Source organism: Rhizobium sp. BR 315 (assembly GCF_050577975.1).
Classification (GTDB): domain Bacteria; phylum Pseudomonadota; class Alphaproteobacteria; order Rhizobiales; family Rhizobiaceae; genus Rhizobium; species Rhizobium miluonense.
On the sequence record NZ_JARWKZ010000002.1, the window covers coordinates 251,794 to 276,572 of the forward strand.

Genomic DNA, 24,779 nt, shown 5'->3' on the forward strand with positions numbered 1-24,779 from the left:
GCGCGGGCCTTCATCGTTTGGGAGGAAAGAATGGCCGAATACAGGATTGCGCCCGATCTGGTTGCTGCAGAAAACGGCAAGCGCGCTGCCGCGCTGAAATCTGATTATGAGGCGCTTGGCGCCACGCTCGCCCGGCGCGGCGTCGACATCGAGGCTGTGACCAAGAAGGTTTCCGAATTCTTCGTTGCGGTTCCGTCCTGGGGTGTCGGCACCGGCGGCACGCGCTTCGCCCGCTTCCCCGGCACAGGCGAGCCGCGCGGCATCTTCGACAAGCTCGACGATTGCGCCGTTATTCAGCAGCTGACCCGGACGACACCCAAGGTTTCGCTGCACATTCCCTGGGACAAGGCGGACCCGCGCGAGCTCAAGGCCAAGGGCGACGCACTCGGCCTCGGCTTCGACGCCATGAACTCCAATACGTTCTCCGACGCACCCGGCCAAGCTCATTCCTACAAGTTCGGCTCGCTCAGCCACGTCGATGCGGCAACCCGCGCCCAGGCCGTTGAGCACAACATCGAATGCATCGAGATCGGCAAGGCGATCGGCTCGAAGGCGCTGACCGTGTGGGTCGGCGATGGCTCGAACTTCCCGGGGCAGACGAATTTCACCAAGGCGTTCGAGCGCTACCTCGCCGCTATGGCCGACATCTACAAGGCCCTGCCGGATGACTGGAGACTGTTCTCCGAGCACAAGATGTACGAGCCGGCCTTTTATTCGACCGTCGTTCAGGACTGGGGCACCAACTATCTGATCGCGCAGACGCTCGGCCCCAAGGCGCATTGCCTCGTCGATCTCGGCCATCACGCGCCGAATACGAATATCGAGATGATCGTCGCGCGCCTCATCCAGTTCGGCAAGCTCGGCGGATTCCACTTCAACGATTCGAAATATGGTGACGACGATCTCGACGCCGGCGCTATCGAGCCCTATCGCTTGTTCCTCGTCTTCAACGAGCTGGTCGATGCGGAGCGGCGCGGCGTCAATGATTTCAATCCGGCGCATATGATCGACCAATCGCACAATGTCACGGACCCGATCGAGAGCCTGATTTCCAGCGCCAATGAGATCCGTCGCGCCTATGCGCAGGCGCTGATCGTCGACCGAAAGGCACTCGGCGATTATCAGGATGCGAATGACGCACTGATGGCATCGGAAACGCTGAAGCGCGCTTATCGCGCCGATGTCGAGCCTATCTTGGCTGAAGCACGCCGCCGCGCCGGTGGCGCCATTGATCCGGTCGCGGCCTATAGGGCGAGCGGCTATCGTCACAAGGTTGCCGCCGAGCGCCCGGCTTCTGTCGCCGGTGGCGGTGGGATTATCTGAGACTAGGGGTGCTGGCCGACGATAGCGCCGGCACCCATCCTGCCCGGCGGCGCCCCATCCGCATGTGTCCGGATGGGTCATCAAGGCATGCGCCTTTGATCGGTCTCGATCGTATATGCGAGAAGGATTGACTTAGCGCCACTGGACGCCATGATCGCATGGCATCTGCGTTTTATGCATTCTTCAGCATGACTCGAGCTAAGCGTGATCCCGTCGCGAAACGCCGCCCGCGGCGGCCTGCTGGTGTGTTGTCAGGGCTGCGTGATCGCTTCGGCTCCTCTCGTGTCGCCGCCGCGTTGATGGCGCGGTTGACTGTCTAAACTCGGAAGATATCCGACATATTTGTCATGTTCCTCTGGCAGATTCCCAATCGACTACGGGCTGCCCAAACGAGCTTGTCGAAGTCTCGCTTTCCCGGTTTGTGTATGTTGGTTGTTCACTTTCGAGTGATTCGACAATGAGAATTGAGTATTGTCGCTTGCAACGGCTCGCCGTGATTTGACGGTTGAGGCTGCCTTTGAAGATAGAGCCTGTTGTTGATAGGTGAGGAAAGACGATGACGACTGACATGAACGGTTTTGCCGGACGCCTGAAACGCCGCGAGAATGGCGGCATGATCTCCGGCTGGGTCGGCATACCCGACGCGATGCTCGTCAATCATCTGGCGCAGGAAGATTTCGATACGGTCGTGTTGGATATGCAGCATGGCATGTGGGACATGACATCGGCCGCCAACGGCATTGCCTATGTGCGCCTGGCCGGCAAGCCGGCGATTGCCCGTATTCCGGTCGGCGATTTCGCCGCCGCCTCGCGGCTTCTCGATGCCGGCGCTTCCGCCATCATCGCGCCGATGATCAATTCTGCCGATGATGCACGCGCCTTGGTGAAGGCAACCAAGTATCCGCCGCTCGGCGAGCGCAGCTGGGGGCCGTCGCTTGCTCTCAATCACTTCGGCCTCTCCGCCGAAGATTATCTGCAGACCGCCAACAGCCTGACCGTCACCATTGCAATGGTGGAAACTCGAACCGCTCTGGATGCGATCGACGAGATCCTTGCGGTTGACGGTATCGACGGCATCTTCGTCGGCCCCTCGGATCTTTCCATCGCGCTTTCGAATGGCGCCCGGCTTGCACCGGACAGCGCCGCGATCGATCAGGCGCTTGCAACCGCGCTCGCACGTTGCCGCGCCCACGGCAAGGTGATCTGTGCCTTCGGCGGCAATGGCGCCCGCGCCGGAGAATATCTGAAGCTCGGTCTCGACCTGGTCATCGCCGGCACGGAAACTGCGCAGCTACGAGCGGGAGCGCGAACGGCCATTCAGGCTGCGCGCAAGATCGCTCAATCATAATCGGTTGGTTTGGCGAAGAGGCATGTCCGGAAGAGTCTCCGGGCATGCCAATGCGGTCCTGCGATGTTGATCAGCACTTTCGGATCGGCGTTATCAATAGAATACAGATCCGAAGCCTTCTGCGAGCGAGATTATGTGATGGATGCTAAGCCTCATCAGTTTACGAGCTTTACGTAGCAGGGATTATAGGACTCTCCGCCGCAATCGCCGCGAGCTTTCGCTGGCGTGATTGTATTCTGCGTTGCGATCAGCACGAGCGCGACGGCAATGACGGTCAATACGGTCTTGGTATACTTGTCCATGAGTTTCCCCCGGTGATGGAACGATTAACGATCTGCACCTTAAAATTGCTTTTCTGAATGCTGCCTGAATATCGATGCTTAAGGTTGTACCCTGATGTCGCGCGACGGGTATTGGATCGGCAGTCCAAACATACATCTATCCCTCCGGCCTTGACCGCAGCCCGTGCTTGCATCGTCGTCTGGCTGCGGGCATTCTCAGGCCGACATGGTGGAGCGGAATGAATTCTCGTCAAGCCTGCCGGCGATGTTCACCATCGTCGAGCCCATGGGCTCGGACAATCTGATCTGGGGCCAGGTCGGCAGCGAAACGCTGTCGGTGCGCATCGACGCCGACGAGGACGTCGCGCTCGACAGCGAGCAGCCGGTTTATTTCCAGCCGGCGCTCGCGTCGCTGTTCGGCGAAGACGGGCAGCGTCTGTAAAGCATCATCTGTGCCGGGCGTTCGACGAAACGCGCGGCACAATTTTCATACCTTGACTTCAAAGATCATGTTGAACGGCGTTTCGGTCGCCTTGCGGAAATGCGAATAGCCGGCATCCATGGCAACCTTGCGCAGTTTCAACTCGCCGGCTTGAGCGCCCAAGCCCAGCCCGACTTCCTGCGACAGCGAGGCCGGTGTGCAGATCATCGTCGAAGCGCCGTAGTAGACGCGGCCGACCGGGTTGAGATTGTCCTTCAGGCAATCATGCGCAAAAGGCTCGACGATCATCCAGGTGCCGTCGTCGGCGAGGCTCTCCTTGACATGTTTGCCGGCACCGACCGGATCACCCATATCGTGCAGGCAATCGAACATCGCCACGAGATCGTAGCCGGCGGCCGGGAAATCCTTGGCAGTCGCCTGTTCGAACGTAATGCGGGTGTCGACGCCGGCTTCCTTCGCCGCAGCTTTCGCTCGTTCGATGGAGGGGAGATGATAGTCGAAGCCGAAGAAGGTCGAGTTCGGATAGGCCTGCGCCATCAGGATAGTCGAGGCACCGTGCCCGCAGCCGACATCGGCAACGGCGGCGCCGGCTTGAAGCTTTTCATGCATACCGTTCAGTGCGGGTATCCATTCCGTGACGAGATGGCTGTTGTAGCCCGTCCGGAAAAAACGCTCCGTGCCGCGGAACAGGCAGGCGCTGTGCTCATGCCAGCCAAGGCCGGTGCCGGTCTTAAAGGCGTTGGCGACCTTCGGCTCGTCGATCCACATGGATTGAACGACATCGAAGGCACCTGCGAAGAAGGCGGGGCTGTTTTCCTCCGCAAACACCATGGCCTGTTCCGGCGTCAGATAGAAGCGCTCGGTCTCGTCGTCATAGGTGACATAATCGGCCGCGGCCTGCGCCGACAGCCATTCGCGTACATAGCGTTCTTTCACTCCGATCTTGTCGGCCAATTCCGCCGACGTCATCGGCGTTCCGTCAGCCATGGCCTTGAAGAGGCCTAGATGGTCTCCGAGTGTTACCAGCACACCCGAGACCGCTGCACCGAGATCGCCAACAAGGCGTCCGACTAGATTATCGAGTTTCTGCATATCAGGTTCGCGCATAACATCCTCCCATCAGATTGATGCAGCGTTCCGTCCGGACATATTCGGATACGGAAACTTACTCCCCGGTGGAAGGGCAGGCAACTACGCCATCCGGCTGAGCGTGCTTCGCCCGGCCTTGCGAGAGGCGCAACTCATTGATGTCATCCGCTATTTTGGAAATTCACAAGGTGCCGAGGTGCCTCAGTCAGCGCGAGCGAGCTCTCTTTCCAGAGCGGAGAGCAGGCGCGGATCGTCTGCCGTCACGTCAGGCGCGAAGCGAGCGGCAACCTTGCCATTGCGGCCGATCAGGAATTTCTCGAAATTCCAGACGATGCCGCCGTCCTGTCCGGTTTCGAGGCCATGTTTTGCCAGGCGTTCGCGCATCGGACCGTCGCCGGTCGTCTCGACGCCGGAGCCGATCAGGCTGTTGTAGAGCGGATGACGCTCTTCGCCCGTGACCGCGATCTTGGAAAACATCGGGAACTGGACGTCATAGGTGAGCGTGCAGAAGCTCAGAATATCTTCGTTCGTGCCGGGTTCCTGCCCCTTGAAGTCATTGGCGGGGAAACCGGCGATGACGAGACCCGCGTCGCGATTGGTCTCATAGAGCTTTTCCAATCCTTCGTACTGCACCGTCAGCCCGCATTTGGAGGCGACGTTGACGACCATGATGACCTTGCCGCGGTAGTCGGCAAGCGTCGTATCGCTGCCGTCGATCCTCTTTACCGGAATATCGAGCACGCTGTCGGTCATTAGGTTCACTCCAGATAAGATGAAAACACGCCATGGATATTTGCCTGGATTTGACGGACGTCAAGGCCATAAACGGGCTTGGGTGGCGTCTTCAGTTCGTTAACGCCCGGATTGCACCTTATGCCGCAGCGCGAGCGCAACGGCCGGCCACGCCGTCGCCGCTTATCTCCCGACGGCATAGGCCTGCATCAGGCGTGGCGTTGCCGCGGCACGCAGGAGGCCGTCGGCATCGCGCCTTGCTGCGGTCAGCCGGCCGACGGTCCATTCCGGTGCGACGGTCAGCTTATGACCCTTCCTGCGGAGCGTATCGAGCACTGCGGCGTTGAAATTCGCTTCCGCGGTCAGGCCGCCCGGCTCGCGCGTGCGCGGATAGAAGGAGCTTGGGAAATGCGTGCTGTGGAACAGCGGCTTGTCGATCGCTTCCTGCAGGTTCAAGCCATGATGGACATAGCGCAGGAAGAAGGACAGCTGCCATTGCTCCTGCTGATCGCCGCCGGGCGTGCCGAAGGCAAGCGTCGGACGCCCCTCATACGACGCTATCGTCGGGGTGAGCGTCGTGCGCGGCCGCTTGCCCGGAGCAAGCGAAGAGGGCAGGCCGGGCTGCAGCCAGAACATCTGGGCGCGTGAATTCAGGCAGAAGCCGAGGCCGGGAACAATGGGAGAGGATTGCAGCCAGCCGCCGGAAGGCGTCACCGACACCATATTGCCTTCGCGATCGATGACGTCGATATGCACGGTGTCGCCGCGCTTCTCGGTCAGATGCGACATCGTCGGCTCGTAGACCGCGCCGCTCTTGGCTTCCGGCACCTCGAGCATCCTCATGGTGAGATCGTATTGATCCTCGAAGCCAGCCAGCTTGCCGGGGCTAAGGGCAAGCGAAGCTTCCGGTGTGATCAACTTGCGGCGTTCGTCGGCATAGGCATCCGACAGCAGGGTCTCGAGCGGTACGGCGGTGAAATTCGGATCGCCGTAATAGACTTCCCGATCGGCAAAGGCGAGCTTCATGGCCTCGGTAACGGTGTGGACGAAATCGGCGCCGGCAGGCTCCATGCCGGCAATGTCGAAGCCCTTGAGCAGCGCCAGTGCCTGCAGGAAGACAGGCCCCTGGCCCCAGGGGCCTGTCTTGGCGACGGTCCAGCCATGATAATCATAGGTTTGCGGCGCCTCGATCGTGGCACGCCAGTTGGCCATGTCATCGGCCGTCAGCACGCCCTTGTGGCGCTCGCCGCTCGCATCCATGACCTCGGCCTTGCTGAGATAGCCGTCGATCGCTTCCGCCACGAAGCCGCGATAATAGGCATCGCGAGCAGCCTCGATCTGCGCGTCCCGGTCGCTCTTGCCTTCCGCCTCGGCGACGACGCGCTTCCAGGTCTCGGCGAGAACCGGATTCTTGAAATTGGACCAGGGTTCCGGTGCGGCTCCGCCGGGAAGCCAGGTCTCGTAGGAAGTCGGCCATTCCTTGCGATAGAAATCGGCAAGCCCTGCGATGGTGGCGCAGACGCGCGGCAGTACGGGATGGCCTTGCTCCGCGTAGTGGATCGCCGGTTCGAGAACGTCGCGCACGGTCAGCCTGCCATAATTGCGCAGCATCAGCATCCAGCCGTCGAAGGCGCCGGGAATGACAGTGGCAAGCAGGCCGTCACCGGGAATGAGCTTCAGCCCTTCGCGTGTATAATGCTCGATCGTTGCGCACGCCGGCGCCGACCCCTGAGCGCAGATGACCTCGACCTTGTCATTTTTCTTCGGGTAGAGGATGGCCGGCATATCGCCGCCTGGACCACAAAGATGCGGCTCGACGATCTGCAGCACGAAACCGGTCGCGACCGCGGCGTCGAAGGCGTTGCCGCCTTTTTCGAGAATGCTCATGCCGATGGCTGACGCGATCCAGTGCGTCGAGGTGACGACGCCGAAGGTGCCGAGGATTTCTGGGCGTGTGGTGAAGGCGGTCATCGGGGGCATCCTTTCGGTTTGTGCACGCTTCGCGCGGGTCAGGCGCACCGTGCCGAACAGAACTTCGCCGCAAAGTTCCTTTTGCGCAATTCCGGCGATGCAGAATGCTTGTGCGCAACGTGGTCAGGCGGTCGCGAAATAGAGCGCCTGACCATCGTCCGAAAAGATCTATGCTCGGTCGCTGAACGCTCCGAGACGTCAGCGACCGACCGTGCGCGCCGAAAGCGCAGTCTCCGGCGTAAAATCGAAATCCTTGTCGAAGGGATAAGTCGGCTTGACCTTGCGCAGCCGCGGCAGGCGTTCGACGAACTGATCGACGACGCCGGGCGACAGCGCCATCAGGTTCGGATTGGCGATCGGCGCCAGCTCCGGCGAGAGATAGCCGGACTTGACGACGATGATCTTCGCCTTGTGCGGATCGAGGCCGAGGCGAGTAAAGTCGACGATATTGTGATAGGGGCGGCGCTTGGCCGACAATACGAGATCGATGCCGCCGATGGAAACGACAGCCTGGGCGTCGCTTGCCTCCGTGGTATCGAGCAGGAACTTGACGGTAAAGCTGCCCTTCACCGGCTGGCTTCCCTTCGTGTCGAGTGAAGCGCCGACGGAGAGATCGAGGGTAGCGCCGATGCCGGCCGCATAGCAGGCTTCCGTCGCCGCCTTATCGGCAATGCCGGCGAAGATGACGCCCTTGGCATCCTTGGTGATCAGTTCGGCAAGTACGTCCGCGCGGTCGCCGACGCCGCCGCCGGTTGGGTTGTCACCGGATTCAGCCAGAACCACAGGCGCAGTCGCGCTGGCGATTGCCTGGGCGACGCAATCCTCGATCGAGCCGGTTTCGCAACCGAAAACAAAGTCCTTGCGCACATCCCAATAGGCCCGCGCCAGGCGTTTCGCTTCACGCTCCAGAACCGCTCGATCCGTGCCCGTCATGATGGCGGCGGCCGTAGTGCGCGGCTCGTCCGCCCACACATAGCCGACCATCAGCGATGCATCCCAGACACCGTCGATAGCGTCGATCCCGGGCAGCATGTCGTAAAGGCTCTTGGCCGGTTCATCGACGGTGCTGGTGCGCTCGCCCGGCAGCACCACGGGGATCGGTGCCCAGAGCAGGATCGGCTTCACGCCGGTTTTCAGGCTTTCCGTCAGCATCCTGACGGCGCGACGCATGGTCTCTTCGACGTCGATATGTGGCGCAGTGCGGTAGGTGGAGTACATGTCGAGCGCATCGATAATGCGCTGCGTGACGTTGCCATGGAGATCATAGCTTGCCGAGACCATGCAGTCGTCGCCGACGAGGGCGCGCGCAGCACTGATCCAATCGCCTTCCGCATCTTCCATGCCCTCGACATACATGGCGCCGTGCATGGCGAGATAGAGCCCGTCGAGCGGCAGCAACGGCTTCAGGCGCTCCAGGAATTCCGCCTTGAAGGTCTCGTATGTGTGGCGGGCGACTGGGCCGCCGGCGATGGCCCTGGCGTGAATGGTCGGCAGGAATTCGCCATCGTAATCTTTGAGGAAAGCGAAATAGGGCGCATCGGCGAGCTCTTCGCCACGAAGGACGCGGAAATCCTTCTCCTCGTTCAGGACGGGATTATAGGTGCTGCATTCGATATGAATGCCTCCGACGGCAATGCGCATGGGAACCTCAATTCGGTGTGGGACCAATCAGAAAATTATGGGCGGCGATGCTCGCGGCCCCCCGTGCCCAGAGGTCGCCATCGACGCGCTGCGTGCGGATCGGCGTCTGGCCGGCATAGCGCGGCAACACATTCGCCTCGACGGACTGCCGCATGACGGTGCCGAAAAGGCCGTCAAAACGGCCTTCGACGTGGGTAATCAGGATCATGCCGGGATCGTTGAACTGGATCAGATGAGCGATTGCCAGGCCAAGCGCATTGCCAGCCCGATGCAGGACGCGGATCGCGGCCGCGTTTCCGAGCGACGCTTCGGTTTCGAGATCGTTCATGGAATGGCAGGAGAGGCCTTCCGCCTTTGCCATTTCCTTGATCGCCTTCAGCGAGGCCACGGTGTCGAGGCAGCCGCGCTTGCCGCAGCGGCAGGGCGAGCCGCCGGGCTCTATGGTGCAATGAGCAATCTCGCCGGCGCCGCCGTGATTGCCGCGATAAAGCTTGCCGCCGATGAAATGGGCGCAGCCGATGCCGTCATCAAAGGAGACGACGCTGAAGTTCCGGATATCGCGGGCGTTGCCGAACAGCTTCTCGCTGACGGCGACCGCTTTGGCATCGTTTTCGATAAAAGTATCGATGCCGCTTTTTTGGCGGATGATGTTTGCCAGCGGCACGTCCTGCCATCCAAGCAGAGTGGACTGGACGCAGCTCGCCTGCCTTTCATCGACGAAGCCGGAAAGAGCAACGCCAAGCCCGTAGAGTTTTTGCGCAGCGTCCTTACGCTCCGCAAGCAGTTTCGGCAGCGCCTCGGAGATCAGATCGGCAATCACCTCCGGATCGCGTGACAGCGGCATGGTCCGGCGCGCGACGATATTGCCGTTGAAGTCGCTGAGCACCATCGGCGCCGGGTCTTCGAGCAAGGATATGCCGACGAAGAAGGCGCCTTCCGGATGCAGATCCAGCAGGATTGACGGGCGGCCCTGGCCATGAACCGTCTGCGTCTCGTGCAATACGCCAAGGGAAATCAGATCGCGGGCAATTCCGCTCATGGCCGCTTTGCTCAAGCCCATGGAAGTCGCCAAAACCGTGCGGCTCGATGGGCCGGATTGGCCGATGACCCGCAAAAGCTGTTGCTGGGAAGAGGTTAGCAATTCGACGTTCCGTCTGGATTTCAGGTGGTTTTTTCGACACTAAGTTCAGTAATTGAACAAATCAATGGAAATAAATTTTCTATCCGCCTAATTGTAGGCCGTTGCATCGAAGAGTTGCCGGATAGCTTCCTTTGAGAAGGGAAGCGTGAAGCCGCGTTTCCCGGAGCTGTCTCAATTGGCGGGATCGATTTCCCGACCCGGTCTCCATGGCGGGCGGTCGCGTTTAAACAGTTGACATTCACCACCATCAATATGCAATGCTTGTGGTAACGATTCAGCAGGCAAAAGCCCCTCCCGTCGCCTCGTCCCCTGACGTCGATTCCAAAATCAAGCGCTCGATCATGGCCGTCCGACGGCCTGCGCGTGTTCGGTGCGGGGCGTAGCAGTCAGAAAGGAATGCCATGTCCAGCACGGTCGGCCGCTCGAGACGCCCGTTGGTCATCGTCTCGATCATGCTCGCGACTTTCATGGTCGCCGTCGAAGCCACCATCGTCGCAACCGCCATGCCGCGTATCGTCGGCCAGCTCGGCGGCTTTACCTATTATAGCTGGGTGTTTTCCGCGTTTCTTCTGGCGCAGTCCACAACCACGGTCATCTACGGCAAGCTCTCCGACATTTTCGGGCGCAAGCCCATATTGATCTGCGGCATCCTCATTTTTCTGGTGGGGTCGACACTTGCGGGCTTTGCCTGGTCGATGGCTTCGCTAATCGTCTTCAGGTTGCTGCAGGGTCTTGGCGCCGGCGCAATCCAGCCCGTGACGATGACTGTCGTCGGCGATCTCTACAAGCTGGAAGAGAGGGCCAAGGTGCAGGGCGCGCTTGCCAGCGTCTGGGCGGTCTCAGCCGTTATCGGCCCGCTCGCAGGTGGCATCATCGTCGACAATCTCTCCTGGGCCTGGATTTTCTGGATCAACCTGCCTGTCGGCGCGCTCTCCATCGCCGGTTTCATGATCTTTCTGCACGAGTCCGTCACGCCGCGCGAGGCGAAGATCGATTATCTCGGCACGATCCTGTTTTCGATATCGATCGTATCGCTGCTTGTCATCCTGACCGAGACCGATGCGGGCTTTGCGGTTCTCTGTCCGCTTGCGATCGTCTTCATCGTCACTGGTATTTTGTTCCTGTGGCAGGAGCGGCGGGCACCGGAGCCGATTATCTCCATCGCACTTTGGAGCCGCAGGCTGATCGCGACCAGCAATGCCGCCACCCTGCTTGCCGGCATGGCCCTCATCGGCCTGACCACGGTTCTGCCAATCTATGTCCAGGGCGTGCTTGGCCGTTCGCCGCTCGAGGCCGGCTTCACCCTGACGATGCTGATTGTCGGCTGGCCCCTGGCCGTGATGTTGTCGAGCAGGTTCTTCCGCACCTTCGGCATCCGCAGGACATTGCGTGTCGGCAGCTTCATGTTTCCATTCGGCGCGCTCTTTCTCTTGTTCCTGACGCCGGAGAGCAGCCCGGTGATTGCGGGTATCGGTTCGTTCCTGATGGGCTTCGGCATGGGGCTCATCAGCCTCACCAGCGTCGTGCTCGTTCAGGAAAGCGTCGAGTGGTCGATGCGCGGTAGCGCCACGGCATCCATCATATTCTCACGCAGTCTCGGCAACACCCTCGGCGCGACCGCGCTCGGTGCGATCATGAACGTCGGTATTGCGCATTACGGCAGCGGCGAACTGGCAAACCGGCTTCACGATATCCTCAATCAGCCGACGGGCCTTTCCGACCTCGTTGCCGATCCGGCGATCAGAAATGTTTTCGACGCAGCGCTGCATTGGAGCTTCTGGGGTGTCGTCGTCGTGGCCGTCACGACCTTCGCAACCATCTGGCTCATTCCGGTTGCCGATGACGCCGGTCGCCGGTCGTCCGTCAAAACGGACGCGCAAGACGCGATGACGCATTGATGCGACGATGCCGGCCCGGTCGTCTCTTCCGGTGCCGGCATTTGTTTCGCGCCAATGCGATCAGAAGTCGCGATAGTTGACCAGCCAGGAGTCCAGCAGGCGCCGCGAGGCCAGAAGCGCGGCATCAGCGTCACGCCCAGCGATCGCATCGAGAATGGCCTTGTGATAGGGCAGGGCGCTCTTCTGGCCTTCCGCGACGTCTTCATGGCCTGACAGCGTCCGGTTGGCGTAGATTCCGACGGCGATCAGGTCGATCAGCTGCGAATAGATCATATTGTGCGTGGCGGCGAAAATGGCCGTATGAAAGCGCAGATCGGCATCGGCATTGGTGTTGATATCACCGATACTTGAAACCATATCCTCGTAGGCGGAGCGAATGGCGGCAATATCTTCATCTGTACAGCGTGCGGCGGCGCGCGCCGTCGCTTCTGGCTCGAGCGCCAACCGCAGGTCCTTGATGGAGCGCATGATTTCCACCGAGGGGCCAGTCTCGTAGTACCACACCATGACATCCGTATCGAGGTGATGCCAGTTGGAGCGTTCCTTGACGCGCGTGCCGACGCGGGTTTTGATCTCTACCAGCCCCTTGCCGGCAAGGCATTTCATCGCTTCGCGGATAACGGTGCGGCTGATGCCAAATTGCTCGACCAGATCCGGCTCGTTCGGCAATGTCGTGCCGACCGGGTAGCGCCCGCCGACAATGCGGCGACCGAGTTCATGGACGAAATAGCCGAAGACGCCGCGACGAGGGGTCGTGCCGTATTTTCGCACAAAAGCATCGAATGGTGACTGCGTTATGATCAGTTTCGACTCCGGAGCAGACACTGCGTCAAGGCCATGTTTCATTATGTGGGGCTCTCATTCCTGTTGATGCGCATCGCGAGACCAATCATCAATCCATGCCGGCTCGGGAGGCTTCATGCTGGTGTCTCGGCTTCATTGAGGCTGTTCCATAGGGTTGTTGTATCAATGCTGCCGTTCTTCGTGCGGCATGTTTCGACGGAAAACCCTAACATGTCTTCCGCACGACTGCCTACTGGCACAGACTGACTGGCCTGTTCATTGATGTGATCCGCAGATGCGTCGCGTTTCGGCCCGTTCGCATCGTGAAAGGTGATTGCATGACGATCAAATTGCGCACCATCTCCCTATCGAAACGTGATCGGTCAAATGATCGGATCGGGCGATTTCGGCCTATCGGAAACGTTGCAGAACCGTTTAAATGCGGAAAAATGCGAGGCGGATTCGGAGTAGTAGGCGGATGAATGACATGTCCACGCGTGGGCAAAAGGAGGAAACACGGGCAGCAGGCTCGCGGTCGCTTATGATTGCTCTGCTCGTGGCCGGCGCTTTCTTCATGGAAAATCTGGATGGAACGGTCATCGCGACGGCCCTGCCGCAGATGGCCATTTCCTTCGGTGCCCGCCCCGTCGATCTCAATATCGGTATGAGCGCCTATCTCCTGACCCTCGGTGTCTTTATTCCCATCAGCGGCTGGATCAGCGATCGCTTCGGCGCGCGGCTGGTGTTCACCACCGCAGTCGTCATCTTCACGCTTGCCTCGGTTCTCTGCGGTTTTGCCAATGGCGTCGCCTCCTTCGTCGCCATGCGCATCCTGCAGGGTATCGGCGGGGCGATGATGGTGCCGGTCGGCCGCCTGGTCGTTTTGAACAACACGCCCAAGGACAAGCTGATCTCGGCGATCGCGACGATTACCTGGCCGGCTCTGGTGGCGCCGATCCTCGGGCCACCGCTTGGCGGCTTCATCACCGATCATGCGAGCTGGCGCTGGATCTTCTTCCTCAATCTGCCCCTCGGTGTCCTGGCGTTCGTCTTCGCGCTCACGCTCATTCCGAAAACCAAGAACACGGCGCGCCCACCCTTCGATTGGGTCGGCTTCGCCGTCAGCGGCATCGGTCTGGCAAGCCTGATGTATGGGTTGGAGCTGATCGGGCGCCCTGATCCCGCATGGCTGGAAGCTTCGTCCTATGTGATCGTCGGTCTCGTCCTGCTTGCCGTCGCCGTCTTTCATTTTCTCCGGACAGAGCACCCCCTCATTGATCTCTCCGGGCTCCGGCTTCCAAGCTTCGCGATCACCATCTCCGGTGGGTCGCTGTTCCGCATCGCCATCGGGGCCGTGCCCTTCCTGCTGCCGTTGATGTTTCAAGTCGGCTTCGGACTTAGCGCCTTTCACGCGGGGATGCTGACCCTGGCGGTCTTTGCCGGCAATCTGGCGATGAAGCCGGCGACGACGCCGATCTTGCGGCGCTTCGGCTTCAAGCCGGTGCTGATCGTCAACGGCATTTTGAATGCCGTCTTCATCGCCGCTTGCGCCTTGTTCTCGCCGGATACGCCGCTCTGGTTCATCATACCGGTGCTGTTCATCGGCGGCATGTGCCGGTCGATGCATTTCACGGCCTTGAATACGATCGCCTTTGCCGACATTCCGCCGCAGCAGATGACAGGCGCCAATACCCTGTTCAGCACGATCTTTCAGCTGACCATGGGCATGGGCATTGCCGTCGGCGCCATTGGCATCCGTATCGGCCAGGCGATCAGCGGGCCGCTTGGCGCAGCCGGCATCGTCGCCATCGAGTTTCGTCTCGCCTTCATTCTGCTTGGAATTATCGCGCTTCTCGCCGTGCTGGATTGCCTGCCGCTCGATCGCAAGGCTGGCGACAATGTTTCGCGCAAGCCGAAAGCTAGCGCGAGGAAGGCGGCGTGACGCCGTTGCTTACTAAGATGCTCAATAGGGGTACTGGATAAGATTGTAGTGCAGCAATAGTGCGGGTATCGCCATCAGGATAATCAGAAGCATTGCAAAGCTTGCCGTGCGCACCATTTTCATCCGGCGAACACGCTGACCTGTCCAATCGTATACTGCCATAGTGAGCCCCTCCTCTCGTCGATTATTAGAAAGACAAGAAATGGAACGCCAGTCAATATTGGCAATAGGTCCGTTAAATAATGAGCTTTCCCTAAAATTCATGGATGCGAGGTTGGTGCATTGCGCCGTTTGAATGCGATTTAGCCTGCTGCTGCGCAAAGATCGTTTCGCGGCATCCATTCGGACGGGTATAACGGACAGGAAATTCGGCTCTGCGGCAGCGGGGTCGGTGACGGCTTTGAAAGAGGAAAAACGTGATGAGCAAGGTGCGTGCCCTGGTGTTGGAGCGTCAGCATGAGCTGGCGATCCGAGATATCGAACTGCCGCAGGAGGCCGGGCGGGGAGAAGTCAAGATCAAGATCCATACCGTCGGTGTCTGCGGATCTGACGTTCACTATTACACGCACGGCAAGATCGGCCCGTTCATCGTCAACGAGCCGATGGTGCTCGGCCATGAAGCCGCTGGCACCGTGGTCGAAGTCGGCGCCGGAGTGACGCATCTGAAGGTCGGTGATCGCGTTTGCATGGAGCCGGGCGTTCCCGATGCCAATTCCAAGGCGAGCCGCCTCGGCATGTACAATGTCGATCCCGCCGTCACCTTCTGGGCGACGCCGCCGATTCATGGCGTGCTGACGCCCTTTGTCGTTCATCCGGCCAATTACACTTTCAAGCTGCCCGACAATGTCAGCTTTGCGGAGGGCGCGATGGTCGAGCCCTTCGCTGTCGGCATGCAGGCGGCGACCAAGGCGCGCATTACGCCCGGCGATACGGCCGTGGTGCTTGGGGCCGGTCCGATCGGTATCATGGTGGCGGTTGCAGCACTTGCCGGCGGTTGCGCGCGGGCGATCGTTGCCGATCTTGCCCAACCGAAGCTCGATATCGCTGCCCAGTACCAGGGTGTCATCCCCGTCAATATTCGCGAAAAGAACCTGATCGAAGAGGTCAACCGCCTGACGGACGGCTGGGGTGCCGATGTCATCTTCGAATGCTCTGGTTCGCCCAAGGCTTGGGATACCGTGATGGAGCTGCCGCGTCCGGGTGGTGTCATCGTCGCCGTCGGTCTGCCGGTCAATCCGGTCGGCTTCGACGTTTCCACCGCCTCGACCAAGGAAATCCGCATCGAGACGGTCTTCCGCTATGCGCATCAGTATGAGCGCTCCATCGCGCTGATCGCTTCCGGCCGCGTCGATCTCAAGCCGCTGATCTCGGAGACCTTCGCCTTCGAACAATCCATCGAGGCCTTCGACCGCGCCGTCGAGGCCCGGCCGAGCGACGTAAAGTTGCAGATCGTTCTCGACCAGTAAGCGTCGACTGTCACATCGCCTTGTCTTCAGCCTGATATCGGGCCGTGTATCGGCAAGGCGATGTTTCCTCTCAGTTTCATATCACCGGTAGACGGCCCGGCAGAAGCGATGCTAGGTAGCCTGAAACAAAGAGGAACAGGCTTTAACGCCGTGAAACGGGAAGGACCGCCGTGCCGCACGACGTTGCATTGATCGCATTGATTGCCGCCGGCTTCGTATTCGCGGCTGTTTTCGGCTATGTGGCCGACAGGCTACGTCTGCCGCCGCTGGTCGGCTATTTGGTTGCCGGCGTTATCATCGGTTCATCCACGCCCGGCTTCGTCGCTGACATCTCGCTGGCGTCGCAATTGGCCGAGATCGGCGTCATCCTCCTGATGTTCGGCGTCGGTCTGCATTTCTCCGCCGCCGACCTTTTGGCGGTGCGCGGCGTCGCCATTCCCGGCGCCATCGGCCAGATCATGATCGCCACGGTCCTGGGTATCGGTTTGACCTCGCTCTGGGGATGGAGCATCGGCGCAGGCGTGGTCTTCGGGTTGAGCCTCGCCGTTGCCAGTACGGTCGTGCTCCTGAAGGCGCTGGAGGAGCGCAATCTGGTGAGTTCGACGAATGGCCGTGTGGCTGTGGGTTGGCTCATCGTCGAGGATCTGGCCATGGTGCTCGCTCTCGTCCTGCTGCCGGCCTTCGCCGGTGTCATGGGCGGCCATGCGGAGGCAGGCGATCATGCGGCTTCGGGTTCGATCTGGCTGACGATCGGCATGACGCTCGTCAAGGTCGTGGCTTTCGCCGCCGTCGCGATCTTCCTCGGCCCGCGCATTGTGCCCTGGCTGTTGACGTCGGTGGCGCGCACCGGCTCGCGCGAGCTGTTTACGCTGTCGGTTCTGGCGATCGCGCTCGGCATTGCCTTTGGCGCCGCGGAAATATTCGGGGTTTCCTTCGCGCTCGGCGCCTTCTTTGCCGGCCTCGTAATGAGTGAATCCCATCTCAGCCACAGGGCAGCAGCCGACTCCCTGCCATTGCAGAATGCCTTTTCGGTGCTGTTCTTCGTTTCGGTCGGCATGCTTTTCGATCCATCGGTCCTGATCCGCGAACCGCTGATGATCATCGGCGTGCTGGCGCTGATCATGCTGGGCAAGTCGATGATTGCTTTCGGCGTCGTGCTGTTGCTGCGCTATCCCGCCAGCATGGGCTTTGCAGTGGCAGCCGGCCTGGCGCAGATCGGTGAATTCTCCTTCATCCTGGCCGGGCTCGGCGTTTCGCTGGGTCTATTGTCCCGTGAAGGGCAGGATCTCATTCTCGCAGGCGCGATCCTGTCGATCACGCTCAATCCGCTGGCTTTCTTTGCCATCGAAAAACTAGAGAAATGGACGTTCTCCCGGTGGCCGTCGCTGGCGAACAAATACGGCATGGCAAAGCAGGATGGCCTTCGCCGCGAACTGGCCGTCATCAACAAGCAGCGCGAGGAGCGCGATCGCCAGCATAATCTCGAGATCGAGCAGCTGATCGAAACATTCCCGATGTTTGCCGAGTTGGACGATAATGCGCATGAAGAGCTTCTTCTGCTCTTCCGGCCGCGATCGGCCTCGCCGGGCGACCGTGTCATCCGCACCGGCGATCGTGGCGACAGCATGTTCTTCATCGCCTCCGGTGCCGTCGAAGTACAGCTTGAGGATGACGAAATCCCGCTCGGCGCGGGTTCCTTTTTCGGCGAAATGGCGCTGCTGACCGGCGCGCGCCGCACCGCCGATGTCGTTGCTGTCGATTTCTGTCAACTCTTCGTGCTGGAGCGCCGCGACTTCAACCTGTTCATGTCGCGGCATCCGCAGCTGCGCGCTGCCGTCAGCCACATGGCGCGGGAGCGGCAGGAGAGCAACGTGTCGCGCCAGCGGCGCGACCAGTCGCTCGATGCCGGCTGATATCCGGCTGGCGCATGAGAGGCTTCACGCATTCCGGACGGAAAACCGCTGCGCACTTTTCCTGAAAGTGCTTACCGGCGCGTCAGCCAGGATTTCGAAACGCGGCAGGCCATGGTGTAAGCCGGGTCGAAGACATTGCCGACATCGTAGCGAACGACCTGACCGAGCAGATGGCTGGCGGCCGTCTTGTCCAGCCCGTAGTCCGAGCCGAGCCAGCGCAGCATTTCGCTGGTGGCGTGTTGCAAGGCCTGGTCGAGCGGGCGGGCATTGCCGATGGTGAAAATATCGTCCGCCGTTTCGCCGCGCGGCCAGATGATCGTCTTTTTCTTTTCCACGCTGAGCCGCACCGTCACCTCGAAGGTGGTTTCGATCCCCGTGCCGACGATCTCTCCATCTCCCTGCACGGCATGGCAATCGCCGAGGAAGAAGAGCGCGCCGGGTGCCGCCACCGGAAACCAGATGGTCGTGCCTTGTCCGAGCAGCCGATAGTCCATGTTGCCGCCGAATTCGCCGCTTGTCGCGGTCGATATGGCCTGGCCGAGCGAAGGCGCGACCCCGAAGCAGCCGATCATCGGTGCGAGCGGCAGCGTGAAGGCCTCAAGGCCGGCGACCGGTTCGGCAAGCCTCGTCGTCAGGGCTTCGCGATCGATCTGCCAGATGACCTTCTCGCTCGCGGGCAGCGCGCGCACATCCTGAGGATCGACAACATTGCTTGCGACGACGCTGCGGGTGAAACCCGTATCGCGCGTCGGTACCATGCTCAGGATTTCGACCTTGAGGGAATCGCCCGGTTCCGCGCCTTCGACGAAGATCGGACCATTCATCGGATTGGGGCCTGAGATGCGGTGAACGCCATGCTTGTCGTAACCGGCGGCATCCAGCGTTTCGGTAATCACGGTATCGCCGTCGGCCACATGCAGGGCCGGCGGCAGCGAACCGATGACATTGTAATAGAGAGTGGGGGTGAAACGGTGCGTCGCCATGTTGCGGAACCTTGTTAACAATTTCGTTCGGCCAGACCCTATGACAGCTTTGCCGTGTCGGGAAAGGCCGTGTTCGCGTCTATTTGCAGAACATTGGATCGAAGTCTGGAGGACCGTAGCAAGCCTTGATCCGGATGCAAGTCTGGTATGGGCATGAAATGCCAGATGCGTGGCTTCGAGCAGCCGCATCAAATCATACTGGCTGGTCTCTTCTTTGGCGGCATACTGGGCAGTCCGGCAGATGGAAATCAAGTTCATATCGCCTGCAATACTTGACACAAGTCGCATTTCTGCGACCGTGGCATCACGACATCGTGTGCGGCCTTGCGGGAAAAAGGCTATTTGTATGAATGAGTTCCGGTCATTTCGTTTCATCTTTCGTTTTGCCATGGCAATCGGTGTCCTGATAGCTGCCGGCCTCTCGACGGAGCTGACGACATCAAGGGCGCAGGCGTCCGATGTCGAGCAGCAGACGAAGGCATCGAGCGAGCAGGTCGAGAAGCTGATCGGCGCCATTCGTCAGAATGGCGCTATGTCCGACAAGGATCTGGTGCAGCGGCGCGCTGACTTCGAAAAGCTGATGGCATCGACGCCGGATCCGACACGCGTGCAGATTCGTCATGTCGATGCCAATGGGATCGACGCCAATCTGGTATGGCCGGCCCGGTTGCATCACCCTATCGGCCGACGGGCAATTCTCTATCTGCATGGCGGCGGCTTCTATAGCGGTTCGCTCAGAACGCACCGCAACATCGCCGCCTTGCTTGCCAAGGCTGCATCGGCCGATGTGCTGCTGATCGACTATCGCCTCGCACCCGACTACGGCTTTCCGGCACAGATCAACGATGCCATGGCCGCCTACCGCTGGCTTTTGTCTTCCGGATACAAGGCCGGAAACATCGTGATTGCCGGCGAGTCGGTCGGAGCGACCCTGGCTATCGAGGTCGTCCTGAACCAGATCCGTTTTAACGGGGCGCTTCCCGCTGCCGTCATTGCCATGAGTCCGGTGACCGATTTTGCCGGAACCGGAGAGTCGCTGGCCGCCAACGCTGCCCAGGATCCATTCATGGGCAAGGCCGAGTTGGCAGTCATTCATGATGCCGTTGCGCGCGGCCACTCAGCCGTCGATCCCGATCTGTCGCCGCTCTATGCCAGTTTTGCCCGCTTTCCGCCGCTGCTGATCCAGGTTGGATCACGCGAGACGCTGCTCGACGACAGCAGGCGGCTGGCGGACAAGGTGCAGCAGGCAGGCGGGAATGTCAGCCTGGAAGTCTGGCCCGGCATGATCCACCAATGGCAGATTTTTCCCTTCTGGCTCGACGATGCCAGGAAGGCGGGGGGAAGAGCCGCCGAGTTCGCGAGTTCACATTTTGCCGACAAGCCCGGGCCATAGGCCCGGGCGGCGGCAACGCGGCCATCGAAATTGGGTAAGGAATGGAGCCGGCAGGCGTGGATTGTCCGCCGTCCGCCGCAGCATCGTCCCGGCTCGAGTTTTATTTATCGCGATAAATGATAGCGGAACAAGTTTCTGATGGACAGCGCGACGGAACTCGTTTATGCATTTAAATATCGCGATAATAGATCGCGTGATAAATTCATGGAGATTGAAATGAGCCAGTCGATCCATCAAGCTACTCGCCGGGGTGTCATGGCAGCCGGGCTGGGCCTCGTCGCCGCAGCCGCCACGCCGTTCGCTCAACCTGCACAAGCCTCCAAAAAGCAATCTTCGAAAGGTAAGGACACAATGAGCAGCAGCACGATCACCACCAAGGATGGAACTCAGATCTTCTACAAGGATTGGGGAACGGGCCAGCCGATCGTCTTCCATCACGGATGGCCTTTGAGCTCCGATGACTGGGACGCCCAGATGATATTCTTCCTCAATCAGGGATATCGCGTCATCGCCCATGATCGCCGCGGCCACGGCCGTTCTAGCCAGACGGCAACCGGCAACGAGATGGATACCTATGCAGCCGACGTTGCCGCGCTTGCCGAGCACCTGGACCTGAAAGGCGCTATTCATGTCGGCCATTCGACCGGCGGCGGCGAAGTTGCCCGCTATGTGGCTCAGTATGGCGGTCATGGGCGCGTTTCGAAGGCTGTGCTGATTGGCGCCGTGCCGCCGATCATGGTCAAGTCCGACAAGAATCCCGGCGGCCTGCCGCTTGAAGTCTTCGACGGCTTCCGCGCTGCACTTGCCGCCAACCGCGCGCAATTCTTCCGTGATATCCCCGCAGGCCCGTTCTATGGCTTCAACCGCCCGGGCGCTGCCGTTTCGCAGGGCGTGATCGACAATTGGTGGCGTCAGGGCATGATGGGTGGAACCAAGGCGCATTACGATTGCATCAAGGCCTTCTCCGAGACGGATTTCACCGAAGACCTGAAGAAGATCGAAGTGCCGACGCTCGTCATGCATGGCGATGACGATCAGATCGTGCCGATCGCAGACTCGGCGCTTCTCTCCGTCAAATTGCTGAAGAACGGCACGCTGAAAGTCTACAAGGGCTTGCCGCACGGCATGGCGACGACCCATGCAGACGTCATCAATGCGGACTTGCTCGCCTTCATCAAGGCCTGATGTGATCGCAGGGCAGGGGCAGGGCGTCCGCCGAAAGGCGGGCGCTTCACAGCCTGCCGGGTGCTGTTACCACCCTGGCCGGTTCAGCTGTCGAGTTTCAAAGAGAGCTGAACGGCGCGCGGCAATGGCGGTAGCGGCCGGCTGATTTCGACACGGCGCGTCCAGTTGGCGCGCCGTTCCTGTTCGCGCTCCCGAAGGGCCTTCGAGACAGCGACAAAGGTCATGGCACGTTCGATGACTTGTTCGGCTTTCGTCATGGATGCCTCCATTTGTTCACTTTATGTTCTCATGAGAACTTCATGGAGTCAAGCCGGTGCGCGGCAGGCTCCCTCGCATCTGCAGCTTGGCGGCATCGGGCAGCTCGTTGGCCTTGATCTGTGAAATATCGCGAGCGTGGAAGCGCCGGCGCATTGGCCTGACCTGCATCATCGACCGGACCCGCCGCGAATGTGGGCATGCTTCCAATCGGATGTCGGCGATCGACTAACTTGTGGCTCCGCGGCTCTCCGTTTCCACAGCGACTTCATCATGGAGGATGGCTTGTGCAGACAGGTTTGCGGCAATCGCAGTCCGTGCACGTCGGGCAGCGGTTGCTTCTGCTGCCTGTCGAAAGGCAATGACGTTGCCTCCCCAAACGGCAGGCAACAAAAAAGGCCGGAGCGAAACGCGCCGACCTTCCTGATTGTCGCTCCTACACCAATGCCAGTACATCCGTGGTCAGAAGAGCAAAGCGACCGAAACATTGCGAGCGGCTAATTTGTTAGCGCTCACCAGCAACGTTACGGAGCTTATATAGTTCAATATTCCGGCCAATGCAAGTGATGGGAGGTTTACACTGTTCGACTGCCGTTCCTATCCAATGACGGAACGCTGGAGATGACCTGCAGCTTGCGTCTGCCGGCGAGGCGGTTTCGTCATTGGCTGGAATGAACCTGCATGCCGCTGCCGATCTTATGACAGTCGTTGCTGCACCGCGCCGCAGGCGTGCCGCACTGATGCAAATCCTGTATGATAGGCCCAAATGGAGGAACCGCCGGGCGAATGATTTTACCTGTGAAAGAAAGGCCATTCGCCTGTTTTGAGCTTGGCGTGACAACGCCCGCTTGAAATTTCTTCCGTCATCCGCCACCTGTTCGGCGCGACTTTCAACATTCCCAGGAGACTAGACGCATATGACAACCACCGCAGAAATGACCGCCGAGAGCCACGTCTTCGAGGCCGACGTTGCCCGCCTTCTGCATATGATGGTTCACTCGGTTTATTCGGACAAGGATGTATTCCTGCGTGAGCTGATCTCGAACGCAGCCGATGCCTGCGAGAAGCTGCGCTACGAGGCGATTGCTCATCCCGGCTTGCTGGCGAACGATCCCGACAGCCGCATTCTGCTGACGCTCGATGCCGATAACGGCAAGCTCGTCGTGGAAGATAACGGCATCGGCATGAGCCGTGACGAAATGATCGAGGCCCTCGGCACGATCGCCCGCTCCGGCACGCGCGCCTTCATGGAGCGCATCGAGGCCAACAAGCAGGGCGAGGGCGCCCAGCTCATCGGCCAGTTCGGCGTCGGCTTCTATTCCTGCTTCATGGTTGCCGATCACGTCGATGTCGTTTCGCGTCGCGCCGGCGCCGAAGACGCCTGGCTCTGGTCTTCCGATGGCAAGGGCGGCTACAGCGTCTCCCCCGTCGACGCAAGCGCGGCTCCGGCGCGCGGCACCCGCATCACGCTGCATCTGATGGAAGATGCCAAGAGCTATGCATCGCGCTGGACCGTCGAGCGCATCGTCAAGGAACAGTCGGGCCATGTGCCGGTGCCGATCAAGATCGCCGAGAAGCCCGGCGAGGAGGCCACGCAGCTCACCGACGGAACCGCACTGTGGACCAAGTCGAAGAACGACATCACAGCCGAGGAATATACCGATTTTTATCGCGGCGTTTCGGGCCAGTATGACGAGCCGGCGCTGACGGTGCATTTCCGCGCCGAAGGCCGCCATGAATATTCGGCGCTCGCCTTCGTGCCCGGCTCGCAGCCGTTCGATCTCTTCGACCCGGATCGCAAGGGCCGCATGAAGCTCTATGTGAAGCGCGTCTTCATCACCGATGAGGCGGAATTGCTGCCGCGCTATCTCCGATTCGTCCGCGGTCTTGTCGACACGGCCGACCTGCCGCTTAACGTTTCGCGCGAGATGATCCAGGAAAGCGCGATCCTGTCGGCGATCCGCAAAGGCGTCACCAATCGCATCATTACCGCGATCGAGAAGCAGGCGGAGAGCGACCATGATGCGTTCCTGAAAATCTGGGAAAACTTCGGCAGCCTGATCAAGGAAGGGATCTACGAGGATTTCGAGCGCCGCGCGCAATTGCTGGCTTTGTCGCGCTTTCGCACGACTGCATCTGCGGACGGCTATCGCTCGCTCGCCGATTACGTCAAGGATGTGAAGGAAGGCCAGCAGGCGATCTACTATCTGGTCGGCGGCAGCCTGGAGCAGCTGAAGGCTTCGCCACAGCTCGAAGGCTTCCGCGCCCGCGGCATCGAAGTTTTGTTGCTGACAGATTCCGTCGACAGCTTCTGGGTCACCAATGCTCCGGAATTCGAGGGCAAGAGCTTCAAGTCGATCACCCAGGGTTCCGCGGATCTCACGCAATTCAAAAAGCAGGATGAAGACAAGCCGGAGAGTGCGACGGCTCCGGCCGACGTGCAGGCCTTCATCGATTTCGCTAAGGAAAAGCTTGCCGACGAAGTCTCCGACGTGCGCGCCTCCGATCGCCTGATCGAAAGCGCCGTCTGCCTGGTTGCTTCCGAGCAGGGCTACGACCGGCAGCTCGAGAAAATCCTGCAGGGGGCCGGTCGCTTGCAGTCCGGCGCCAAGCCGATCCTTGAAGTCAATATGGAACACCCGGTCGTCAAGGCGATCGCTGCCAAGATCGATGCACCCTCGCTGCGTGACGATGCGGCGTTCCTGCTGCTCGACCAGGCGCGTGTGCTCGATGGCGACAAGCCGGCGGATCCGCGCGCTTTTGCCGAGCGACTGGTGCGGGTGATGGAAAAAGCGCTCCGGTAATCAAGGCGGCCGGCGCGGCTCGAAAAGACGCGCCGGCCTCTTCAGCCGGGGATCACAGTACCGCTTCGTCCCTCGCGATTAAAATCTTGTCTAAAATAATCATCTTTTTATTGCTAGATGGGCGTTCCTCTTCTATAGAGAAACGCGAATTGGCTGGGCATCGTCCCGCCACGTAAGCGTTAACGTCAC

Annotated in this window: 20 protein-coding genes; 10 read left to right on the top strand and 10 right to left on the bottom strand. The window is 60.2% G+C overall.

Annotated elements, in window-relative coordinates; all coding sequences use genetic code 11:
* Positions 1-30 precede the first annotated feature (30 nt).
* Both rhaI and QD409_RS03670 read left to right on the top strand, forming a co-directional pair.
* The gene (gene rhaI, locus QD409_RS03665; protein ID WP_092845646.1) at positions 31-1,323 is read left to right on the top strand and encodes an L-rhamnose catabolism isomerase; all 1,293 of its coding nucleotides are present in this window, start codon (positions 31-33) and stop codon (positions 1,321-1,323) included.
* 556 nt (positions 1,324-1,879) lie between these two features.
* Entirely contained in the window at positions 1,880-2,671 is a 792-nt protein-coding gene (locus tag QD409_RS03670) for an HpcH/HpaI aldolase family protein (RefSeq protein WP_092847436.1), read from the top strand.
* A gap of 155 nt (positions 2,672-2,826) precedes the next feature.
* Here QD409_RS03670 and QD409_RS03675 read toward each other — a convergent pair whose 3' ends face one another.
* Positions 2,827-2,973 (bottom strand): hypothetical protein, encoded by a 147-nt coding sequence (locus QD409_RS03675; protein ID WP_167667966.1) that lies wholly within the window; start codon positions 2,971-2,973, stop codon positions 2,827-2,829.
* 205 nt (positions 2,974-3,178) lie between these two features.
* Here QD409_RS03675 and QD409_RS03680 point away from each other — a divergent pair, with 205 nt between their 5' ends.
* Positions 3,179-3,394, top strand: a complete 216-nt coding sequence (locus tag QD409_RS03680; protein ID WP_092847433.1) for a hypothetical protein — start codon at positions 3,179-3,181, stop codon at positions 3,392-3,394.
* Between the two features lie 45 nt (positions 3,395-3,439).
* On the opposite strand, the gene QD409_RS03685 is transcribed toward QD409_RS03680, so the two are convergent.
* The 5 genes from QD409_RS03685 to QD409_RS03705 all read right to left on the bottom strand — a co-directional run bounded on the left by QD409_RS03685 (position 3,440) and on the right by QD409_RS03705 (position 9,866).
* A complete protein-coding gene (locus QD409_RS03685; RefSeq protein ID WP_092847431.1) occupies positions 3,440-4,501 on the bottom strand; it encodes a class I SAM-dependent methyltransferase in 1,062 nt (353 codons plus the stop codon).
* A gap of 183 nt (positions 4,502-4,684) precedes the next feature.
* On the bottom strand, positions 4,685-5,236 hold the full coding sequence (locus QD409_RS03690; protein WP_092847429.1) for a glutathione peroxidase: 552 nt from the start codon (positions 5,234-5,236) through the stop codon (positions 4,685-4,687).
* Between the two features lie 162 nt (positions 5,237-5,398).
* Positions 5,399-7,186 carry a gamma-glutamyltransferase family protein gene (locus QD409_RS03695; protein WP_092847427.1) on the bottom strand — a complete coding sequence of 596 codons (1,788 nt, stop codon included), beginning with the start codon at positions 7,184-7,186 and terminating at the stop codon, positions 5,399-5,401.
* Between the two features lie 198 nt (positions 7,187-7,384).
* A complete protein-coding gene (locus QD409_RS03700; protein ID WP_092847424.1) occupies positions 7,385-8,827 on the bottom strand; it encodes a M81 family metallopeptidase in 1,443 nt (480 codons plus the stop codon).
* A gap of 7 nt (positions 8,828-8,834) precedes the next feature.
* Complete coding sequence (locus QD409_RS03705) at positions 8,835-9,866, bottom strand: ROK family protein (protein ID WP_245297991.1); 1,032 nt, start codon at positions 9,864-9,866, stop codon at positions 8,835-8,837.
* A gap of 503 nt (positions 9,867-10,369) precedes the next feature.
* Here QD409_RS03705 and QD409_RS03710 point away from each other — a divergent pair.
* Positions 10,370-11,866 carry an MDR family MFS transporter gene (locus QD409_RS03710; RefSeq protein ID WP_092847414.1) on the top strand — a complete coding sequence of 499 codons (1,497 nt, stop codon included), beginning with the start codon at positions 10,370-10,372 and terminating at the stop codon, positions 11,864-11,866.
* 60 nt (positions 11,867-11,926) lie between these two features.
* Here QD409_RS03710 and QD409_RS03715 read toward each other — a convergent pair whose 3' ends face one another.
* Complete coding sequence (locus tag QD409_RS03715) at positions 11,927-12,712, bottom strand: FadR/GntR family transcriptional regulator (protein ID WP_092847412.1); 786 nt, start codon at positions 12,710-12,712, stop codon at positions 11,927-11,929.
* A 424-nt stretch (positions 12,713-13,136) separates the two neighbouring features.
* Between QD409_RS03715 and QD409_RS03720 the strand changes: the two genes are divergently transcribed.
* Complete coding sequence (locus QD409_RS03720; RefSeq protein ID WP_092847464.1) at positions 13,137-14,591, top strand: DHA2 family efflux MFS transporter permease subunit; 1,455 nt, start codon at positions 13,137-13,139, stop codon at positions 14,589-14,591.
* 21 nt (positions 14,592-14,612) lie between these two features.
* Here QD409_RS03720 and QD409_RS03725 read toward each other — a convergent pair whose 3' ends face one another.
* Positions 14,613-14,753: a hypothetical protein gene (locus tag QD409_RS03725; RefSeq protein WP_159432158.1), complete on the bottom strand. Its 141-nt coding sequence runs from the start codon at positions 14,751-14,753 to the stop codon at positions 14,613-14,615.
* A 257-nt stretch (positions 14,754-15,010) separates the two neighbouring features.
* Here QD409_RS03725 and QD409_RS03730 point away from each other — a divergent pair, with 257 nt between their 5' ends.
* Both QD409_RS03730 and QD409_RS03735 read left to right on the top strand, forming a co-directional pair.
* Positions 15,011-16,057: an NAD(P)-dependent alcohol dehydrogenase gene (locus tag QD409_RS03730; protein WP_092847410.1), complete on the top strand. Its 1,047-nt coding sequence runs from the start codon at positions 15,011-15,013 to the stop codon at positions 16,055-16,057.
* A gap of 170 nt (positions 16,058-16,227) precedes the next feature.
* Entirely contained in the window at positions 16,228-17,970 is a 1,743-nt protein-coding gene (locus tag QD409_RS03735) for a cation:proton antiporter (protein ID WP_092847408.1), read from the top strand.
* A 71-nt stretch (positions 17,971-18,041) separates the two neighbouring features.
* On the opposite strand, the gene QD409_RS03740 is transcribed toward QD409_RS03735, so the two are convergent.
* Positions 18,042-18,953, bottom strand: a complete 912-nt coding sequence (locus QD409_RS03740; protein WP_092847406.1) for an acetamidase/formamidase family protein — start codon at positions 18,951-18,953, stop codon at positions 18,042-18,044.
* A gap of 388 nt (positions 18,954-19,341) precedes the next feature.
* Here QD409_RS03740 and QD409_RS03745 point away from each other — a divergent pair, with 388 nt between their 5' ends.
* Entirely contained in the window at positions 19,342-20,346 is a 1,005-nt protein-coding gene (locus QD409_RS03745; RefSeq protein ID WP_425348530.1) for an alpha/beta hydrolase, read from the top strand.
* 351 nt (positions 20,347-20,697) lie between these two features.
* Positions 20,698-21,531, top strand: coding sequence for an alpha/beta fold hydrolase (locus QD409_RS03750; RefSeq protein WP_092847462.1), 834 nt, complete (start codon positions 20,698-20,700; stop codon positions 21,529-21,531).
* An 83-nt stretch (positions 21,532-21,614) separates the two neighbouring features.
* Here the strand turns inward: QD409_RS03750 and QD409_RS03755 are convergent, their stop codons facing one another.
* A complete protein-coding gene (locus QD409_RS03755) occupies positions 21,615-21,788 on the bottom strand; it encodes a hypothetical protein (protein ID WP_086005378.1) in 174 nt (57 codons plus the stop codon).
* Between the two features lie 915 nt (positions 21,789-22,703).
* Between QD409_RS03755 and htpG the strand changes: the two genes are divergently transcribed.
* A complete protein-coding gene (gene htpG, locus QD409_RS03760) occupies positions 22,704-24,590 on the top strand; it encodes a molecular chaperone HtpG (protein ID WP_092847402.1) in 1,887 nt (628 codons plus the stop codon).
* The last annotated feature ends 189 nt before the right edge of the window (positions 24,591-24,779 follow it).